This window comes from Paenibacillus sp. DP01, from assembly GCF_044784315.1.
Taxonomy (GTDB): Bacteria; Bacillota; Bacilli; order Paenibacillales; family Paenibacillaceae; genus Paenibacillus; species Paenibacillus polymyxa.
Window position 1 is genome coordinate 3,460,494 of record NZ_CP173059.1, and the last position, 18,962, is coordinate 3,479,455.

The window sequence follows — 18,962 nt, forward strand, 5'->3', positions numbered from 1 at the left end:
TCCTCCCACCTGTCTTAGTGAACACGCAGAGCAAATGCAAGCCCTACCTACTAAAACATACGTATAGACAGAGAAAAATATGATGCAAGCCAAAAAGCGTATGCCTGGGAGAATAATATCCAAGCATACGCTTTTTACGTTCTTTTATTTTATATAGCCTCTTATTTTACAATCGCACCATTTGGCATACCATCCGGTACAGTGGCCAATGTAAGCTGATCCCCATGTGATGCTGCCAAAATCATACCCTGCGACAGCTCACCCCGAAGTTTTACTGGCTTAAGATTGGTCACACAGATCACCTTACGCCCAATGATATCCTCAGGTGTATAAAACTTCGCAATTCCTGATACCACCTGTCGCTGCTCATAACCAAGATCGAGCTGAAGCTTCAATAGTTTATCGGCCTTCTTCACAGGCTCACAGGCAACAACCTGGGCAACGCGCAGTTCTACCTTGGCAAAATCCTCAATGCCAATCTCTTCTTTCGGCTCTGGTGCTTCCTGGCTCGCCTCAGATGCATTCAGCGGTTGAGCTTGTGTCGCAGCTTCCTCCGGTTTCTTACCTCCAGTCATTGCTTCTACGATAAAAGCAACCTCTTGCTCAGAGTCCAGACGGGGGAAGATCGGATTACCTTTGACCAACTGCGTTCCTTCTGGAATACGTCCAAATTGCTTGCCGCTATCCCATGTAGTCAGCTCCCCTTGACGAATACCGAGTTGTTCCCAAATTTGATGAGGTGCACGCGTCAAGAAAGGCTGAAGTAAAATGGAAGCAATACGTAAGCTTTCTACCAAATGCACCATAACAGATGCCAATTCGCGACGTTTTGCCTCATCCTTAGCCAGATTCCAAGGTTGCGTCTCGTCAATATACTTGTTGCTACGGCTAATAAATTGGCTAATCGCCGTTAAAGCCACGGAAAATTCCATGTTTTCCATGGCTTCTTCAACTTTACTATAAGTCGATGTTGCCATATCTACCAAAGCTGCGTCGAATGAGGTTACATTGGCTTCATAAGCGGGAACTTTGCCGTCAAAATATTTGTCTACCATCGCTACCGTACGATTCAACAAGTTGCCCAGATCATTGGCTAAATCCGAATTTACACGATCTACAAAACTTTCAGGTGTGAATGTTCCATCCGCTCCAAATGGCACCTCGCGCAGCAAGTAGTATCGAAGTTGATCCAGACCATAACGGTCAATCAACGTTACCGGGTCTACCACATTGCCTTTAGATTTCGACATTTTGCCATCTTTCATGAGTAACCAACCATGTGCAAATACTTTTTTAGGCAACGGAAGGTCCAGTGCCATCAGCATGATTGGCCAATATATCGTGTGGAATCGTACAATCTCTTTACCTACGATATGCACATTTGCTGGCCAAAATTTATCGTACAGCTCAGTATTAGAAGAGCCATACCCCAAGGCAGTGATGTAGTTAGAAAGTGCGTCAATCCACACGTATACGACATGCTTCGGGTCCCCCTTGACCTTAACACCCCAGTCAAAAGTTGTACGGGAAACAGCCAGATCTTCTAACCCCGGCTTGATGAAGTTGTTAATCATTTCTTTTTTCCGGGATTCCGGTTGGATAAACTGCGGGTTCTCTTCATAAAATTGCAGCAACCGATCAGCATACTTGCTCATGCGGAAAAAGTAACTCTCTTCCTTGACCAGTTCTACAGGGTGTCCACTATCCGGGCTCTTACCTCCAGTTACATTACCTTCAGCGTTCTTCACGACGTCAACGAGCTGAGTTTCTGTGTAGTAAGTCTCGTCAGGAATGCTGTACCAACCTTCGTATTCTCCCTTATAAATATCGCCTTGTTTTAATAAACGATCAAAGATTTCCTGTACGACAGCCTTATGGCGTTCCTCCGTAGTACGGATAAAATCGTCATTGGAAATGTCGAGCTTCCGCCACAGGTCTTGAATACCTGCCACAATGTCATCTACGAAACGTTGCGGCGTTTTGCCAGCTGCACTTGCCTTTTGCTCAATCTTCTGGCCATGCTCATCCGTTCCTGTCAAATAACGAACCTCATAGCCCCGTAGCCTCTTGTAGCGAGCCATCGCATCACCCGCTACCGTCGTGTAGGCATGGCCTATATGGAGCTTGTCACTGGGATAATAGATCGGTGTTGTAATGTAAAATGTGTTCTCACTAGACATGTATGTTCCTCCTGTTTTGTTCACGACAGCAAAAGATTTGCTACCATGATAGGTACTCCAATTCATGAATTCGACACAAATTGGGCACAAAAAAGACCCCCGTCCCTATGGGACGAGAGTCACCTCACGCGTTACCACCCAAATTCCCTGTACCCTCGCAGAATACAGGCTTCACCGGTCACATCTGACCGCCCATTAACGCTGGATCACGCCTCCTCCTTACGATTGCCTCTTGAACATAGCTTCTTCACTGTGGCAAATACGCTCGAAAAAGGTTCCTCCAGGACCATATTCAGGCTTCACTCCAGACCGGTTTTCAGCTAACTCCGGCTCTCTGTACTGGACGACTTACCTTACTCATCCCTTCACAGGAAAACAATATTAACCAAAATATAACCAAATCGGCATGGCGCTGTCAAGTCAGACCCTTCTCAGTATGGGTAGCCAAACGATCTTTGTCAGACTGATCTAACCCCTTTTTTGCAGGAGGGACCAAATCTACACCGCCGGGATGAAATGGATGGCATTTAGCTATACGCTTTGCAGCTAGCCATGAGCCTCTGAGCGCACCATGCACTTCTACCGCTTCCAGCGCATACGCCGAACACGTCGGATAGAACCTGCAGGTAGCCTGCTTTAATGGTGAAATGTAAGCACGATAAAACTGAATCGGAGCCTGTACCACTCTGCGTGTGGTGATTTTCATTTCAGTAGCCCCCGTGGCTGTGAGTGTGACTGCTCGTCTGTTTGAAACCCCCATCCGAATTACTCTCAGTATGCCCATTCTTCTGCTGACAGTCTTTGCAATAACCAAAAATTTCAAACTTATGCTCGACGATTTGGAATTGATCTGTTGTATCTGTCATTTGCATTGGACAAAAAGAAATCGGCAATGTTTTCTGACAGCTCAAGCAAATCATATGGTGGTGGTGATGATGTTCATTACAGCTCACCTTGAACTTCATCCCATCCTCAAAAGATACCTGCTCCAGTACACCCAATTCCTGCATTACACGCAGATTGCGATATACTGTATCAAAGCTAAGTCCGCTGTACTTCTTACCCATATATTCATAAACGTCTTTAGGGGACAGATACCCTTCATTCTCGGAAAATAACGTGGCCAACGTCTTGCGTTGATCTGTAATACGCAGCCCCTGAGCGGACATCGTTGCGATAATCTCATCCTTTGTCAGCATGCGTTTCACCCTCCCCTGTCTATAGTTTCAGGTTTTCTGATGCAGGCTTAGGCTTGCATCTATTCATTATACCACGATTAAAGTCAATATTATAAGAGATATTCGCTCTACTCATAAGAAAAAGACGTTCTCCAGTGCTGCAACCAAGTTCGCAACGGGAGAACGCCTATATCCTGCAAGTGACATCGACTTTTAAAACGGTGAATGATGAGACTCAAGTGGTCTAAGCCGGTAAACAGCACCGGTTATTTAAAATTAATTTTTAATAGCTGGTAAAGGCATAACTACTACGGAAACCGGCAGATTACTACCAGCAGCTGCAGTGAAATACATCTCTACACTTTCTTCGATATGACCTGTGCGATACAGCACACTCATTTCATTCGGAGCCCATACAGCACCATTTGTCGGTATGCCCACAACCTGATTGTTCACCATCGCATAGCCGGAATATTCGCCTCCACGCGGGTTGAACGCAATCAGTGAATACGGCGCTACATGGTCCAACTTAACCTTATATACAACACCAAAGTTACCAGCATTGGAAGCAGAAGAGCCGTCCAGGCCGTCGGTACCAATCAGGTTCGGGTCTACCTTATTATCACCAAGAACGATACGTTGAGCTGTTTTACCAACTTCTTCGGTATAATTGAGCGAGATATCCGAATTCGCGTACGTTCCACGGTTATGAATACCGTCCTTAGGCAGTTTTGCCAGTGTAGGCAGTACAGTCATTGGATCTGCATTTGCATCCACCATAATGACCGTATATTGGATTGGCTGATCCGTGTATAGATCGGACAAGAGAGAAATGACTTGTTTTTGTTTCATTTTTTTCTCATTCAAATCCTGCAAAATAATACGGCTTTCGCCTGGATTCAGAACCGTACTAGAACGTTTGCTTCCATCTATCATAGACTGAAAATATTTTTGAATTGAAACTTTTCCCGCAGCTGTAGCAAATTCAGATGGTCCAGCAAAACCTGAATTTTCGACATTAATATTGGTAGGCGTGATATTGTTGTTGGTCGCAATCACATACATCTTTACATCTCTACCCGTTTCATTCACATGATGGACAAGAATACGGGTACTGCCTGATCCGGTTTCCTGATATACGATACCATCCTGGAACACACGTTCCGGGCTGTTGGCACGAATCAGAAGACGTGGTGAAGATGTACTAGTCAAAGGAATGGTAGGCATTGTAGGCACCTGACTGCCATCTACACTGTATTTATCGCCATATGGCGTGAAAATTTTATTGAAATCATCTTCGTTGTATAGCAGTTCATTCGTAATTTTAATTGTTTCACTTTTGGTACCTGTTGCGCCATGCTTATCAGTCACGGTCAGTGTAATGGTTACATCACCTGGCTGGAAGAAGGCAAGTTTCTTGTTCTCCCAATCACGCTTAGTGATCGCATTCTCATCGTCAGTACTCAGGTCGGTAATGGTAATTTTTTCACCCATCTTGTACTCTTTTTTATCCGTTGTAAACAGAGCTACCGGCGGCTGATTTGGCGGTCTTACTGTAATTGTTACAGAGTAAGGATCACTCCAGTTCCCAGCAGAGTCAAGAACGGAATAGGTAACTACATATGTACCCGGCTCCTGAAATACGTCCTGCTTACCTTCCCAACGTTGGTTCACAATCGGAAGACCTGTAGGAGAAGATTCCTTGGTCAAATACGTAACTTGAGTTTCACCCGCATAGATATCTTTTTGTTGAACCGTGAAAGAAGCTTTTGGCTTCTGATTCAAATCCATGATAACTTGTTTAGTTGTATTATTCACAGTATAAGGAATATTTAAGGCCTGCGTAATCGAGGTCAACGGTACCATAAATACGTTCTTTTGTTGGAAAGCCGGTCCCTTCATTTGTCTAGCTTCACCGTTAACCGTATAAACTTTGCTGTCTGTTTTGAAGCGTAGGACATTTGTTCCTTGGGTGATTACGGTTTCTTTGGTGGCAGTGTCATAACTAAACTGCAATCCGACACGGCTGACAAGAGAACGGATAGCTACATAGGAAACTCCGTCTTTGACTGTCATCGGCTGAGTTGCCGTATATACCTGTCCATTTTGTTCCATTTTAGCACTGTTCAAATACAAAATCAGTTGATTCGCATTCATGGATGTTGGAGCTCCACCAGGATTGGTGATCGTTCCGTCTCCACCGTATACATCATTGGTTACGTTCGATCCGTTAGTGGTATCTGTAGGCAGCCCAGTCAATGGATCATTGGATACACCCGTGTTATCAGGTGTTACCGTATTAGCTGGTGTGCTTGTTCCATTTTGATCTCCGATACTATTCTGAACGCCGGAATCAGCAACATTGGTCGTCTGCTGGGCGCTAACCGAATCGGTGGATTGAACGCTTGTTGATGCTGCTTCTGCTCCTACAGGGGCTACTGCAGCCACCTGAGCTACCGCCAAGGCGGTGAGCATGGTCCATTTCTTGAAATTCATTGTCTGTCTCCTTCTATCCCCAAATTATTATCATTCCCGTGAAAAGTCATACTATTAGACGCGACAGTTGTCAAAAAGTTTCTGGAAATTTTGACGATCATGAAAAAAAGGTAACTTTCTCCTGTGACTGCAAAAATTCAACAACAAAAAAACCGCCGTCCATCTGATCTGATGTGACGGCGGCTTTATAACCTGAAAGTAGTTCTGATCCATTTACATTATGATGGACGACAAGCAGTATCCGTTCCTGCAGTCTCCAGACGACCCTCTTCAATGAGCCGGTAAGCACGTTGAACTTCTTCATCTGTAGGAGACGGAACTCCCTCCAGCGGATACGCCTTACCGAGCATTTCCCATTTGTAAACACCCATTTGATGGTAAGGTAAAATTTCGAATTTCTCGACTCCGTTCAACGTTCCAATGAACCGTCCCAAATTGAGTAGATCTTGCTCGTCGTCATGGATACCCGGTACAAATACGTGTCTAATCCACATTTTGCGCCCTTGCTCAGACAACCAGCGGGCCGTACTTAGCATACGATCGTTGGATTTGCCTGTAAGCTTAATATGCTTGTCGTTATCGATGTGCTTAATATCAAGTAGTACCAAATCCGTTACGTCCAGTAGATCATGGATACGACCTGCATCATTAAAGCCGTTACTGTCCAATGTCGTGTGCAAATTCCAGCGACGTTTCACTTCTTTGAACAACTCTGCTACAAAATGAGCTTGTAATGTCGGTTCTCCACCGGAAACTGTTAATCCGCCTCCCGAAGAACGGTAATAGGCTAAATATGGTTCAATCTCAGCCAATACTTCTTCTAACGTCATCGGATTACCTTCATTTAAGGCCCAAGTGTCCGGATTATGGCAATATTGACATTTCAACAAGCATCCTTGCATAAAGAGCACGAAGCGGATGCCGGGACCATCTACGGTCCCGAAGGTTTCCAATGAGTGTATGTGACCTTTCAACATGTTGCATCATCCTTCCCGCATCCGCTATGCGTGCGTCAGTGTATTATATGATACGTAAAACTTATTTACATTGTACCGTGGAAAGTACGGTTAATAACATCCAATTGTTGCTCACGAGTCAGCTTGATAAAGTTAACAGCATAACCGGAAACACGAATCGTAAGTTGTGGATAGTTTTCTGGGTGTTCCATTGCATCCAACAGTTGTTCACGAGCAAACACATTGACATTCAGATGATGTGCGTGGCTTCCAAAGTAGCCATCCATCATCGAAACAAGGTTTGTTTTGCGTGTTTCTTCTTCTTTACCCAGTGCTTTAGGCACGATGGAGAAGGTATTCGAGATACCATCTAAGCTGTGTTCATAAGGCAATTTGGCTACGGAACTCAGAGATGCCAGAGCGCCTTTTTTATCACGACCATGCATTGGGTTTGCACCTGGTGCGAACGGTTCGCCTGCTTTACGTCCATCAGGTGTTGTACCTGTTTTCTTACCGTATACCACGTTGGAAGTAATGGTCAGTACAGATTGAGTAGGAACCGCATTACGATAAGCTTTATGTTTGCGGATCATGCTCATGAAGCTTTCTACCAGTTCTACAGCGATAGTATCTACGCGGTCATCATTGTTACCGTAGCAAGGATATTCGCCTTCGATTTCAAAGTCAACAGCAATTCCTTTTTCGTTGCGAATTGGTTTAACTTTTGCATATTTAATGGCGCTCAAGGAGTCGGTAGCAACTGACAGACCCGCAATACCACAAGCCATGGTACGAAGAATATCACGGTCATGCAACGCCATTTCAATGCGTTCGTAGCTATATTTATCATGCATATAGTGAATAACATTCAAAGTGTTCATGTACAGTTTTGCCAGCCATTCCATCATAGGTTTGAAACGGCTTAACACTTCTTCGTAATCCAGCACTTCACTTGTAATAGCTGGGAACTCAGGTCCTACTTGAACGCCGGATTTTTCATCCTTACCGCCGTTAATGGCATACAGCAGAGCTTTTGCCAAGTTGGCACGAGCGCCAAAGAATTGCATTTGTTTACCGATTCTCATAGCGGATACACAACAAGCAATACCATAATCATCGCCGTAGATTGGACGCATCAAATCGTCATTTTCATATTGAATGGAGCTAGTTTCAATAGAAACTTTTGCACAATATTTTTTAAAGCCCTCAGGCAGTTTTTCTGACCACAGTACAGTCAAGTTAGGTTCTGGAGCAGGTCCTAAGTTGTACAGTGTGTGCAAGAAGCGGAAGCTGTTTTTGGTAACACGAGTTTCTCCAGTGACAGACATACCACCAATGGATTCTGTTACCCAAGTTGGGTCACCACTGAACAGTTCGTTGTAGTCAGGTGTACGCAGGAACTTAACAATACGCAGTTTCATAACAAAATGATCGACCAGTTCCTGAGCTTGTTCTTCGTTCATCGCACCTTCCTCAAGATCACGTTGAGTATAAATGTCAAGGAATGAAGATACACGTCCCAAGGACATTGCTGCACCATTTTGTTCTTTAATCGCTGCAAGGTATCCAAAATATACCCATTGGAAAGCTTCTTTTGCATTGTTAGCTGGTTTAGAAATATCAAAACCGTGCTCAGCAGCCATTTGTTTCAATTCATTCAAAGCACGAATTTGTTCAGAAATTTCTTCACGCAGACGGATTACGTCTTCTTCCATGGAATCAACTTCAAGGCTTTTCAATTGAAGTTTTTTATCTTGGATCAAGAAGTCTGCACCATACAGAGCTACGCGACGATAGTCACCGATTATACGACCACGACCGTATGCATCTGGCAGACCAGTAATGATCCCAGCTTTACGAGCTGCTCTCATTTCATCTGTATAAGCATCAAATACACCTTGGTTGTGTGTTTTACGAATATGAGTGAAAATGTCAACAATGCTTTGTGGCACTTCAAAACCATAGGCTTTACAAGCATCGATCATCATTCGAATTCCACCAAACGGCTGCAAAGAACGTTTGAATGGAGCATCTGTTTGTACGCCGACAACTTGTTCTTTGTCCTTGTCCAAATAGCCTGGTTTATGTGAAATAATGGTGGATGGCGTATTTACGTCTACATCAAGAACGCCGCCGTTTGCCAACTCTTTTTTAGTAAGATCAGATACAATTTCCCACAATGCAGTTGTATTGGCGGTAGGACCAACCAAAAATTCTTCATTGCCAACATAAGGTGAGATATTTGTTTCAATAAAATCGTTGACGTTAACTTCTTTAGTCCATTTTCCTTTTTTAAAACCTCTCCAGCCAGATTGTTGCTCTTGTAATTCTCTCTCAATCACCGACATGTAAATCCCTCCAAATTGTTTGGTCTTCCGGACTTGTGATTTTTTTCACGTTTAAACTATTTCTTGAGCCCGGCCTTTTCACCGATGCCTTACGCTCAGTGTCGGGACCTTTCTTACACTCTTATTGTAGAATAATGATAGAGTGTAGTATGTGACAAAAATCACAATATGAGTGATTTTTGTCACTTTATTTTCCCTAGCTTCACGCGTATACCTCTAGCCTTGCCGTTCACCTCCCTTCCCAAACCAAGAGGCCCTCTATATAGAGAGCCTGCATTGGTATTGTATAGGAAAATGCTTAGTTACAAGCCTCTTCATACTATTATATTATTGATCAAAGCGTCCGTAGAAGGCATTACGGTATACATCAGCCAATTCAGTAACCAGCGGCAGCTTTGGATTTGCAGTTGTACATTGATCCTCAAAAGCGCGGTCAGCCAAATAATCTACACGTGATTCAAAGTCTTTTGGATCGAAACCAAGTTGTTGGAACGATTCCTCGATACCGAGTGTTTTGTTCAACTTACGGATCGCGTCAATTAAGCTGTTAACCCCTTCTTCAGTGGTACGTGCAGGCAGTCCCAGTATGCGTGCGATTTCTGCATAACGCTCATCCGCAACAAAGTGCGAATATTTAGGGAACGATGCAAATTTTGTCGGTTTTTTCGCATTGTAGCGAATAACGTGCGGCAGCAAGATAGCATTCGTGCGGCCATGCGCTGTATGGTATTGTCCGCCCCATTTATGTGCAAGACTATGGTTAATACCCAAGAATGCATTAGCAAACGCCATACCTGCAAGTGTAGAAGCATTATGCATTTTTTCGCGAGCCAGCTTATCACCAGTCAGAGCCGATTGCTCCAGGTATTGGAATACCAGTTGAATGGCTTTAATTGCCAGACCATCTGTGTAATCATTGGCCATTACAGACACGTAAGCCTCGATAGCATGCGTCAGAACGTCCATACCTGTATCTGCTACAGCAGTTTTAGGCAGCGAATATACAAACACAGGGTCAATAATTGCCACATCAGGAGTCAACTCATAGTCAGCCAGCGGGTACTTCGTGTTGCCCAGGTTTTTGTCCGTAATAACTGCAAACGATGTAACTTCCGAACCTGTACCCGAAGTTGTAGGGATAGCCACAAATTGTGCTTTTTGACCCAGACGTGGGTACTTGTAAATCCGTTTACGGATATCCATGAATTTTTGTTTCAAGTTATTGAAATCAGTATCCGGATATTCATAGAACATCCACATGCCTTTAGCAGCATCCATTGGCGAACCGCCGCCGAGTGCGATGATGCAATCCGGTTGGAAACGTCTCATCATTTCAGTACCGCGCTTTACCGTAACTGTCGATGGATCTGGCTCTACTTCGGAGAACACTTCAATAGCAACCGGTGTTTGACGCTGGTGCAAATAATGGATGACACGGTCCACATATCCGAGTTTCACCATCATAGGGTCAGTGATAATGGCTACACGTGTGATATCAGGCATTTTAGCAAGATACTGTGTCGAATTTTTTTCAAAATAGATTTTGGAAGGTACTTTGAACCATTGCATATTCACCGTCCGTTTCGCCACCCTTTTCACATTAATCAAGTTAACTGCAGATACGTTCGACGAAGTCGAGTTACGACCGTACGAACCGCAACCAAGTGTCAACGAAGGAAGGTTGGTGTTGTAAATATCACCGATTGCGCCATGTGTGGAAGGTGCATTTACAATGATACGTCCTGTTTGCAAACGATCTGCGAAGCGAGCAATAACATCCTCATCTTGCGAATGGATTGCTGACGAGTGACCCATACCGCCGAACTCTACGACTTCAGCAGCACGTTGTATACCTTGCTCTGCATTTTTTACTTTGTAGCAAGCCAATACCGGACTCAATTTTTCCGCAGATAATGGGAATTTGGTTCCTACTCCTTCAATTTCAGCGACCAAAATTTTGGTTCCTGCCGGTACTGTAATACCGCTCATTTCAGCGATTTTTACAGCAGACTGGCCGACAATGGCCGGGTTCACTGCACATTTTTCTACATTCATAGCTCCTTGAGTGAGCTTAGCTGCCTCTTCTTTATTTACAAAGTAGCAACCATTAGCAATCATTAATTTCTTCACTTGCTCGAAGATAGGCTCTTCAATAATTACAGCTTGTTCCGAAGCACAAATCATACCGTTATCAAAAGATTTAGAAAGGATAAGGTCGTTCACGGCCTGTTTGATATCGGCTGTTTTCTCAATAAAGCAAGGTACGTTACCAGGACCTACGCCAAGTGCAGGTTTACCACAGCTATAAGCTGCCTTAACCATGCCTGATCCACCAGTTGCCAAAATCAACGCTACATCAGAGTGGTTCATCAGTACATTTGTTTTATCCATCGAAGGTGCTTCAATCCATTGAATACAATCCGCTGGAGCACCATGTTTAACAGCTGCTTCAAGCAAGACGCGGGCTGCTTCCGCACTACACGATTGAGCAGATGGATGGAAACCGAAAATGATTGGGTTACGTGTTTTAATGGCAATTAACGCTTTGAACATCGTAGTCGAAGTTGGGTTTGTTACTGGAGTAATCCCCATGATAATGCCGACTGGTTCAGCTATCTTTTGAAAACTATCAAAGTCATTGTCTTCAATGACACCGACGGTTTTCTCATTTTTGATGCTATGGTAGACATATTCTGTTGCAAACATGTTTTTGGTGATTTTATCCTCGTACACACCACGTCCTGTTTCTTCAACAGCCAACTTCGCGAGGTGCATGTGCTTATCCATCCCTGCGAGTGCCATAGCTTGTACGATTTCGTCAATCTGCTCCTGATTCATACTCATGAAAGCTTGCTGTGCCCGGTTCGCCCGGTCAATCAGCGTTTGAATATACTGCTCTGCGCTTTGCTCTTTTTGGATAACCTCGTTTTTAACAGCCATTTCCCTCATCCTCCTGTTATCTCGTGTACTATCTCTTGTTCACGCACTGATCGTAACACAGCTTTCTAAGATATTTTGTGATTTTTTTCACAATCTATTTAAAATTTTATTTTATGAAGTGAATTAAATCACAAAGTTTGGAATTCTGCCACTTTTACCCCCTCATCTTGCCCCAAAAACGCATTGCACAGGTATATAATGAATTTGAATTGATCAAGTTGCAGATAAAATAACATAGGATACAAAGGGGAAATGGACGATGAGAAACCCTACAAATGTAATGGAAGCCCGCGGCAACACCTGTTGCTTCTCGGAGGCCAGCTTCAACCGGCTGCAAGTGATGATGAAAGATCGAGTTATGCCAGAAAGTTCGCATCTGTTCTGGGAAGGAGATACAGCGGATAAGCTGTTTTATATTAAGCGCGGACGCGTAAAAGTGACCAAAACAACGGATGAGGGTAAGGAACTTATTCTATATATGTATCAAAGCGGCGATCTTGTTGGTCAAGCTGATCCTTTCTTCGGCACTAAGCATTCCTTTTCTGCTGAGGTTCTAGAGGACAGTGATATTGGCGTAATCGATCATACAGATTTGGAGTTGCTTATTTGCCAGCATTGTGATTTTGCGATTGACTTTATGAAATGGATGGGATCGCATCACCGCATTACTCAGACCAAGTTCCGCGATTTGATGATGTACGGCAAGCCTGGCGCTCTATGTTCCACACTCATCCGACTATGCAACACCTATGGTGAGCCTCACGGCGACTATATTCTGATTCATAAAAAGATTACTCATACTGACTTATCAAATATGATCGGTGCTACCCGGGAAAGTGTAAATCGGATGCTCAGTGATCTGCGTAAGAAAAATGCAGTCGAATACGATAATGGTATGATTGTTGTCAAGGATTTGGAAATGCTGCAAGGTGTATGTCATTGTGAATTGTGCCCACGTGAGATTTGCCGGATATAATAAATTTTTTTAATGTAAAAGGGAGTGCTGTAAGCCATTATTAGCTTATAACACTCCCTAATTTTATTCCACTCCCCATTTTTTAGAGAACGGACGGGACAGTAACAAAGCACATAACTCGACCTTCTTCTGCCTACCCACTTTAAAACTGCAAACATAGATAACTTAAATTTCCCATCTCATAGCTTCTATGGATGACCTTAGCTTTGTTTGCAGGGTCGCCACTACCCATTGCAATAAACAACGGTACAAAGTGTTCTGCTCTAGGTACAGCCTGACGAGCATACGGCGCTTCGCTTTCATAGTGATCTAAAGCTTCTATATCTCCGCTTTGCACTTTTTCGATAATCCAGTCATCAAAATCAATTGCCCAACGTTCCGTTTTCGTTTCTCCCCATTTGACAATACGCAGATTATGGACAGTCACGCCACTGCCAATGACCAGAATATCTTGTTCTCCCAACTCACGCAGCACTTCACCAATGGCAAATTGTGCTTTGGGCGAGAGGTACGGATTTACGGAAATCTGAACTACCGGAATGTCTGCCTCAGGATACATACGATGCAACAATGTCCAGGAACCATGATCCAGTCCTCTCACATGATCAGTTTGTACCTCGATGCCGTTTTGTTCATATAACTTTTTCAACTTATTAGCTAGTTCAACAGAACCATGTGCTGGATATTTCACTTCGTACAGTTCCGGTGGGAAACCTCCAAAATCATAAATTGTATCGTATATGTCATCCATTGAACTAATCGTTAACATTTGTGTCTCCCAGTGAGCTGTAAAGATAACAATCGCCTTAGGATGAATGCTTTTCCCCAACTGATCTAAAAATGCAGTATAGTCCGTCTGTTCAATAGCAAGCATAGGTGATCCGTGGGCTAAAAATAAAGATGGCATCATTAAAATCTCCTTATCGTATACAGTTTATTTTATTCATATAGTAACTTTATGTAAGTTATAATACATAAGTAATAGAGTAATGTCAATCTCGATGCCAGCATATACTCAAAGATCAGCAATTTCTTTAAATAAAGATTGATATAGGTATAAAGTCATAGTAATATGTAACTAATAAATTTTAAAATACTACTATATTTCGATACAAAGGACTGGTTTCTATGGAGATACATACTTCGAATTGCCCAAAATGCGGTTCCATTTTCCGTCAAAATCTTAGAAACCTGTGTAACACTTGTATTCAAGAAGAAAATATATTCTTTGACCGCTGTTCTAACTATCTATGGAGGCATCCTTCTACTCATACCCGCCAACTCAGTGATGTGACTGGCACACCTATGGATTTGCTCACAGATTGGGTAAGAGCAGGCAAATTTCCCTCCACATACAGTCAGCTTGATTATCCTTGCGAGTCCTGCCGTTCTCCCATTTATGCAGGAAGACTTTGCCACTCGTGCTTAGGCACATTTCGTACAGCCGCACTGGATATTCAATCCCGTGTCCCCCGCCGTACAACAGCCGGAGTATTCTCAGTAGCAGGCCGTGCTAAAAGCTATTAAGCCGTACTGCCTATCACAAAATAAAAAAACAGCCTTTTTCCTAGGAAAAGGCTGTTTTGCTATGAAAAACACTTAATGAGTTTGGTGATCATCTAATCCATTCCTCAGCCCAAAATTGAATCTGCTCCATAACCGGCTGAAGTGCACGACCTTTGGTGGTCAGCTCATATTCAATGCGGACAGGAGTTTCCGGATATACATGGCGTGTAAGAATCCCTTCATTTTCCAGATCCTTCATCCGCTCTGATAACATTTTGTCACTCATTGTGGGAATCAGATTGGAAATATCCTTAAACCGCTTGGGACCGCTCATCATGGATTGAATAATCAATCCATTCCAGCGCTTACCCAGACATGAAAAGGCGGTTTCAAAACGCGGACACATTTTTGTAAATTGCGGTTGACTCTCCAAATTTTTCACCTTCTTTTGCATTTCGGTTTGATAAAGCTTTCCTTTTGTTAGTATATATCATTTTAGCATACTTTATCCCGAAAGAAAACACTTTCTTAAATTTAATTACCTGTGATGATAAAGTTGCCATGACCAAAACTGATTATACAACAAACCAATGCGGCAGGTATATGTCTAATTCGTTAAATACAAAAAGGCGGAATCCCAGAGGTTCCGCCTGTAAATCTGTTCTTTATAGAATTTATCATAATGTGATAATTGTAACTATACCAACACTCCACCAAGAGGCCTTACTGGTTCACTCCTACCATATATTGGTTTTTTATTACTTGTCGGAGAAGCCCAACGGATGCTGTTAGCAATGACCTTCAAAATATCAGGTTGGTAATAAGTTGGATAGGTTTCATGCCCTGGTCTGAAATAAAATATTTTACCACTGCCTCGATGGAAGGTGCATCCAGTTCTAAATACTTCGCCGCCTTCAAAGTTACTGATAAAGACCAGTTCATCCGGCGCAGGAATATCAAAGAACTCTCCATACATCTCTTCCTGCTCTAAGAGAATTTTGGCGTCTATCCCTTCTGCAATGGGATGTGACGGATTTACTGACCAGATAATCTCCTGCTCGCCTGCAACTCTCCATTTTAAATCACAACTGGTGCCCATCAGAGCTTTAAATGGCTTAGAAAAATGGCCTGAGTGCAGTACGATGAGGCCCATCCCTTCCTGCACACGCTTGACGACACGCGCTGTAACTTCATCGCTCACCTGGTCGTGGGCTTTATGTCCCCACCACAGCAGCACATCTGTGGAATTGAGGATTTCTTCTCCCAAACCATGCTCGGCATTATCACGCAGAGTAGCTGTTCGAGTGGCAAAACCTTCATCTGCCAAGCCGTCAGCCAATGCTTGGTGTATGCCGTTAGGATAAATCCGTTTGGCTTCTTCATTTAACTTCTCGTTCAGAAATTCATTCCAAATGGTGACGTTAATCATCACAGTTCCCCCTATTAGGTTAGACCCACCACATCTCGCTCAGCGGTTCTTCAATCAGGACCTGGCGAAGATTATGGACAGCCTTAGTAAAGCCTTCTTCTACAGACATCAGACCGTCTTCATGCTCAATACTTACTACATAATCGTATCCCACCAAACGCAGAGCACTGATAATATCTGCCCAGGTTTTCACATCATGACCATAGCCCACAGTACGGAACTGCCATGCTCGATCTAACATATTCGTATACTCCTGCATATCAGTAAGTCCGTATTTATTAACATTGATCGGATCAATCGTCGTATCCTTGGCATGGAAATGGTGGATGGCTCCCTCTCGGCCCAAAATTTGAACCGCCTGTACGGGATCAATTCCCTGCCACCACATATGGCTCGGGTCCAAATTAGCACCAATGACCTCTCCTGCCGCTTCACGCAAACGAAGTAAGGTTGCTGGTGTATGCACGGAGAAGCCCCCGTGTAACTCCAGCCCTATTTTAACATGGTGATCTGCTGCAAATTTACCTGTCTCGGTCCAGTAAGGAATAATTTTATTTTCCCATTGCCACTTCAATACTTCTTGAAAATCATTAGGCCACGGAGCCACGGGCCAGTTTGGATACTTCGCGTCCTCGTGATCCCCCGGACAGCCTGAGAAAGTGTTCACAACAGGAACTTCCAGCTTTTCCGCCAAGCGGACGGTTTTCAAAAATGCATCATGATCAGCCTGTGCCAAATGCTTTTGCGGGTGAAGCGGATTGCCATGACAGCTAAGCGCGCTAATCGTTAGTCCGCGAGATTCTACTGCCTTTTTAAAATTTTTGAGCGCCGTATCGTTCTCCAGCAGCTCATCAGGCTTGCAATGCTTATCTCCCGGGTTGCCACCTGTTCCAATTTCTACAGCATCCAATCCCTGAGAAGCCACATAATCCAGCGCCTCCTCTAGCGAACGTCCACCAAACAGCACCATAAATACTCCAAGTTTCAAAAGAAATCCCTCCCTGTATCATATGTGAAAAAAGCTGCTTTCATTATAGTGATTGTCTATTCGGGATAATTACAGGCTTAGTCAAAGTAAACTGCTTTTCCCGTGCGGGCCGATTCATAGATGGCTTCCAAAATTTCAGTAACAACCAGTGCCTGCTCCGGCTTCACAAGAAGTTCTTTGTCGTCCAGAATAGATTCGATCCACAGACGGGCTTCACGGTCTGCTTCATTTTCCGTTTCACCGGAGTAAAAGGCAACTCCTCCTGCATTCAGATCTATTTTTGTATCAAACAAACGGCTATTTTTTTCTCCGTTAATGCGCAATCCATCCTGCATATCTGCTCCGCCTTCGGTACCGCATAACAACGTCTTGGCTTCACCAAACTCTACAACATTTAATGCCCAGCTGGATTCCAATACAATTGTAGCTCCATTTTGCATGGTGATGAATCCAAAAGCTGAGTCCTCTACTTTAAATTCATCAGGATTCCACGGTCCAAAAGCGTTTGCTGCATTTTTTCGGTCTCCCAGCTTATGGAAGGTTGAACCTAGTACGCTTTTAGGCTTGTAATTATCCATCAGCCAAAGTGTCAGGTCGAGTGCGTGTGTGCCGATATCAATAAGCGGGCCACCCCCCTGTTTCTCTTCATCCAAGAACACTCCCCAGGTTGGAACCGCACGGCGGCGTAGAGCAATGGCTTTACCCAGATAAATCTCACCAAGCTCTCCTTGCTCGACCAATTGCTTCAGATACAGACTGTCATCACGATAACGATTTTGATAAGCAATGGACAGCTTTTTGCCTGTACGGTTGGCCGCATCAAGCATTTCCCGTGCCTGCTCAGCAGTTTTAGCCATCGGCTTTTCACATAGCACATGCTTACCTGCCTCCAGCGCCGCTACTGTAATTTCTGAGTGCGAGTCGTTAGGGGTACATACATGTACAACTTCAATGTCTTTATTTTCTAGCAACTGACGGTAATCGCTATAAACTTGCGATCCTTCTGCACCATACTTTTCAGCAGCCTCTTCAGCACGTTCTGGTATAATGTCACAGAAAGCAATGATTTCTGCTCTCTTTTGCTTGGCAAGACTCGGCAAGTGTTTGCCGTTGGCAATGCCCCCACAACCGATAATCCCGATCTTGAGTGTTTTAGACATGAATATTTCCTCCTTGAGCTGCGTATTGTTGGAGCCACTTCATACTGGTTTCAATGCTTTCGATTGGAGGATTTGAGCTGAAATCCTGTTCCACGACAACCCAATCCACACCTGCTTCAATAGCGGCGTCTGTAATAGCCTGAAGCTGCACTTCTCCTTTGCCTAACTCTACAGTAATTGCTTTCTGCTGCTCGTCACGTGCCATATCCTTTAAGTGAATGATAGGTAGGCGTCCACGATATCGTCCGATGTATTCCACTGGATCATAGCCTCCATAGTATACCCAACAAGTATCCATTTCGACCTGTAACAAATCATCGGGAACCGCATCATATAGAGCATCGAATACCGGGCGATCATTGATTTTCTCTGTTAGTTCAAAATCATGATTGTGATAGGCGAGTATCAACCCATGCTCCTTTACTTTTTCACCAATATGATTCAGATTAACAAAAAGGTCATCCCACTCCCGCTCTTCTTCGGTTAAATAAGGAACAATGAGGTATTTATTGCCCAATTCTTTGTGATATGCAATTTCCTCATCCAAATGATGCAGCAAGCGGCTGTATTGTATATGGGTTCCGACAACCTCCAGATTCAGCTCATCCAAAAGCGCTCTGACATCCTTGGCACTACGTCCGAAAAAGTTATGAAACTCAACCCCTTTGTAGCCCAGCTCAGCTACCTTGCGCAATGTACCTTCAAAATCCTGTTCAATCTCTTCCCTAACTGTGTATAATTGCAATCCTACTTTAGTCATTCTCCTTCACCTCTTTGTCAGGATGAATTTCCGTTATATCTGTTC

Annotated in this window: 14 protein-coding genes and 1 other annotated feature; of the genes, 1 reads left to right on the forward strand and 13 read right to left on the reverse strand. The window is 43.7% G+C overall.

Annotated features, from left to right (window positions below):
- Positions 1 to 161: 161 nt before the first annotated feature.
- From metG to adhE, 7 genes are all read right to left on the reverse strand, one after another.
- A complete protein-coding gene (gene metG, locus ACH59B_RS15305; protein WP_404301987.1) occupies positions 162 to 2,180 on the reverse strand; it encodes a methionine--tRNA ligase in 2,019 nt (672 codons plus the stop codon).
- Positions 2,181 to 2,285: 105 nt separating this feature from the next.
- Positions 2,286 to 2,558 (reverse strand) — a binding site (T-box leader).
- 37 nt (positions 2,559 to 2,595) lie between these two features.
- A complete protein-coding gene (gene yidD, locus ACH59B_RS15310; protein ID WP_103042512.1) occupies positions 2,596 to 2,886 on the reverse strand; it encodes a membrane protein insertion efficiency factor YidD in 291 nt (96 codons plus the stop codon).
- Between the two features lies 1 nt (position 2,887).
- Positions 2,888 to 3,379: a Fur family transcriptional regulator gene (locus tag ACH59B_RS15315; protein WP_016822309.1), complete on the reverse strand. Its 492-nt coding sequence runs from the start codon at positions 3,377 to 3,379 to the stop codon at positions 2,888 to 2,890.
- A gap of 255 nt (positions 3,380 to 3,634) precedes the next feature.
- On the reverse strand, positions 3,635 to 5,854 hold the full coding sequence (locus tag ACH59B_RS15320) for a copper amine oxidase N-terminal domain-containing protein (RefSeq protein ID WP_174820876.1): 2,220 nt from the start codon (positions 5,852 to 5,854) through the stop codon (positions 3,635 to 3,637).
- A 218-nt stretch (positions 5,855 to 6,072) separates the two neighbouring features.
- On the reverse strand, positions 6,073 to 6,831 hold the full coding sequence (pflA, locus tag ACH59B_RS15325; protein WP_117289661.1) for a pyruvate formate-lyase-activating protein: 759 nt from the start codon (positions 6,829 to 6,831) through the stop codon (positions 6,073 to 6,075).
- A 65-nt stretch (positions 6,832 to 6,896) separates the two neighbouring features.
- Complete coding sequence (gene pflB, locus ACH59B_RS15330) at positions 6,897 to 9,158, reverse strand: formate C-acetyltransferase (RefSeq protein WP_016822312.1); 2,262 nt, start codon at positions 9,156 to 9,158, stop codon at positions 6,897 to 6,899.
- Positions 9,159 to 9,485: 327 nt separating this feature from the next.
- Positions 9,486 to 12,098, reverse strand: coding sequence for a bifunctional acetaldehyde-CoA/alcohol dehydrogenase (gene adhE, locus ACH59B_RS15335; RefSeq protein WP_126666153.1), 2,613 nt, complete (start codon positions 12,096 to 12,098; stop codon positions 9,486 to 9,488).
- A gap of 259 nt (positions 12,099 to 12,357) precedes the next feature.
- Here adhE and ACH59B_RS15340 point away from each other — a divergent pair, with 259 nt between their 5' ends.
- Positions 12,358 to 13,074, forward strand: coding sequence for a Crp/Fnr family transcriptional regulator (locus ACH59B_RS15340; RefSeq protein ID WP_014599995.1), 717 nt, complete (start codon positions 12,358 to 12,360; stop codon positions 13,072 to 13,074).
- Positions 13,075 to 13,216: 142 nt separating this feature from the next.
- Here the strand turns inward: ACH59B_RS15340 and ACH59B_RS15345 are convergent, their stop codons facing one another.
- From ACH59B_RS15345 to ACH59B_RS15370, 6 genes are all read right to left on the reverse strand, one after another.
- A complete protein-coding gene (locus ACH59B_RS15345) occupies positions 13,217 to 13,984 on the reverse strand; it encodes a dioxygenase (RefSeq protein WP_117289663.1) in 768 nt (255 codons plus the stop codon).
- Positions 13,985 to 14,689: 705 nt separating this feature from the next.
- Complete coding sequence (locus tag ACH59B_RS15350; protein ID WP_013371810.1) at positions 14,690 to 15,034, reverse strand: helix-turn-helix domain-containing protein; 345 nt, start codon at positions 15,032 to 15,034, stop codon at positions 14,690 to 14,692.
- 243 nt (positions 15,035 to 15,277) lie between these two features.
- Positions 15,278 to 16,009 (reverse strand): ThuA domain-containing protein, encoded by a 732-nt coding sequence (locus ACH59B_RS15355; protein WP_117289665.1) that lies wholly within the window; start codon positions 16,007 to 16,009, stop codon positions 15,278 to 15,280.
- A gap of 19 nt (positions 16,010 to 16,028) precedes the next feature.
- Positions 16,029 to 16,997 carry a sugar phosphate isomerase/epimerase gene (locus tag ACH59B_RS15360; RefSeq protein ID WP_016822316.1) on the reverse strand — a complete coding sequence of 323 codons (969 nt, stop codon included), beginning with the start codon at positions 16,995 to 16,997 and terminating at the stop codon, positions 16,029 to 16,031.
- Between the two features lie 77 nt (positions 16,998 to 17,074).
- A complete protein-coding gene (locus tag ACH59B_RS15365; protein WP_016822317.1) occupies positions 17,075 to 18,157 on the reverse strand; it encodes a Gfo/Idh/MocA family protein in 1,083 nt (360 codons plus the stop codon).
- A complete protein-coding gene (locus tag ACH59B_RS15370) occupies positions 18,150 to 18,917 on the reverse strand; it encodes a sugar phosphate isomerase/epimerase (RefSeq protein WP_019687921.1) in 768 nt (255 codons plus the stop codon). Before ACH59B_RS15370 ends, ACH59B_RS15365 begins: the two co-directional genes overlap by 8 nt.
- Between the last annotated feature and the right edge of the window lie 45 nt (positions 18,918 to 18,962).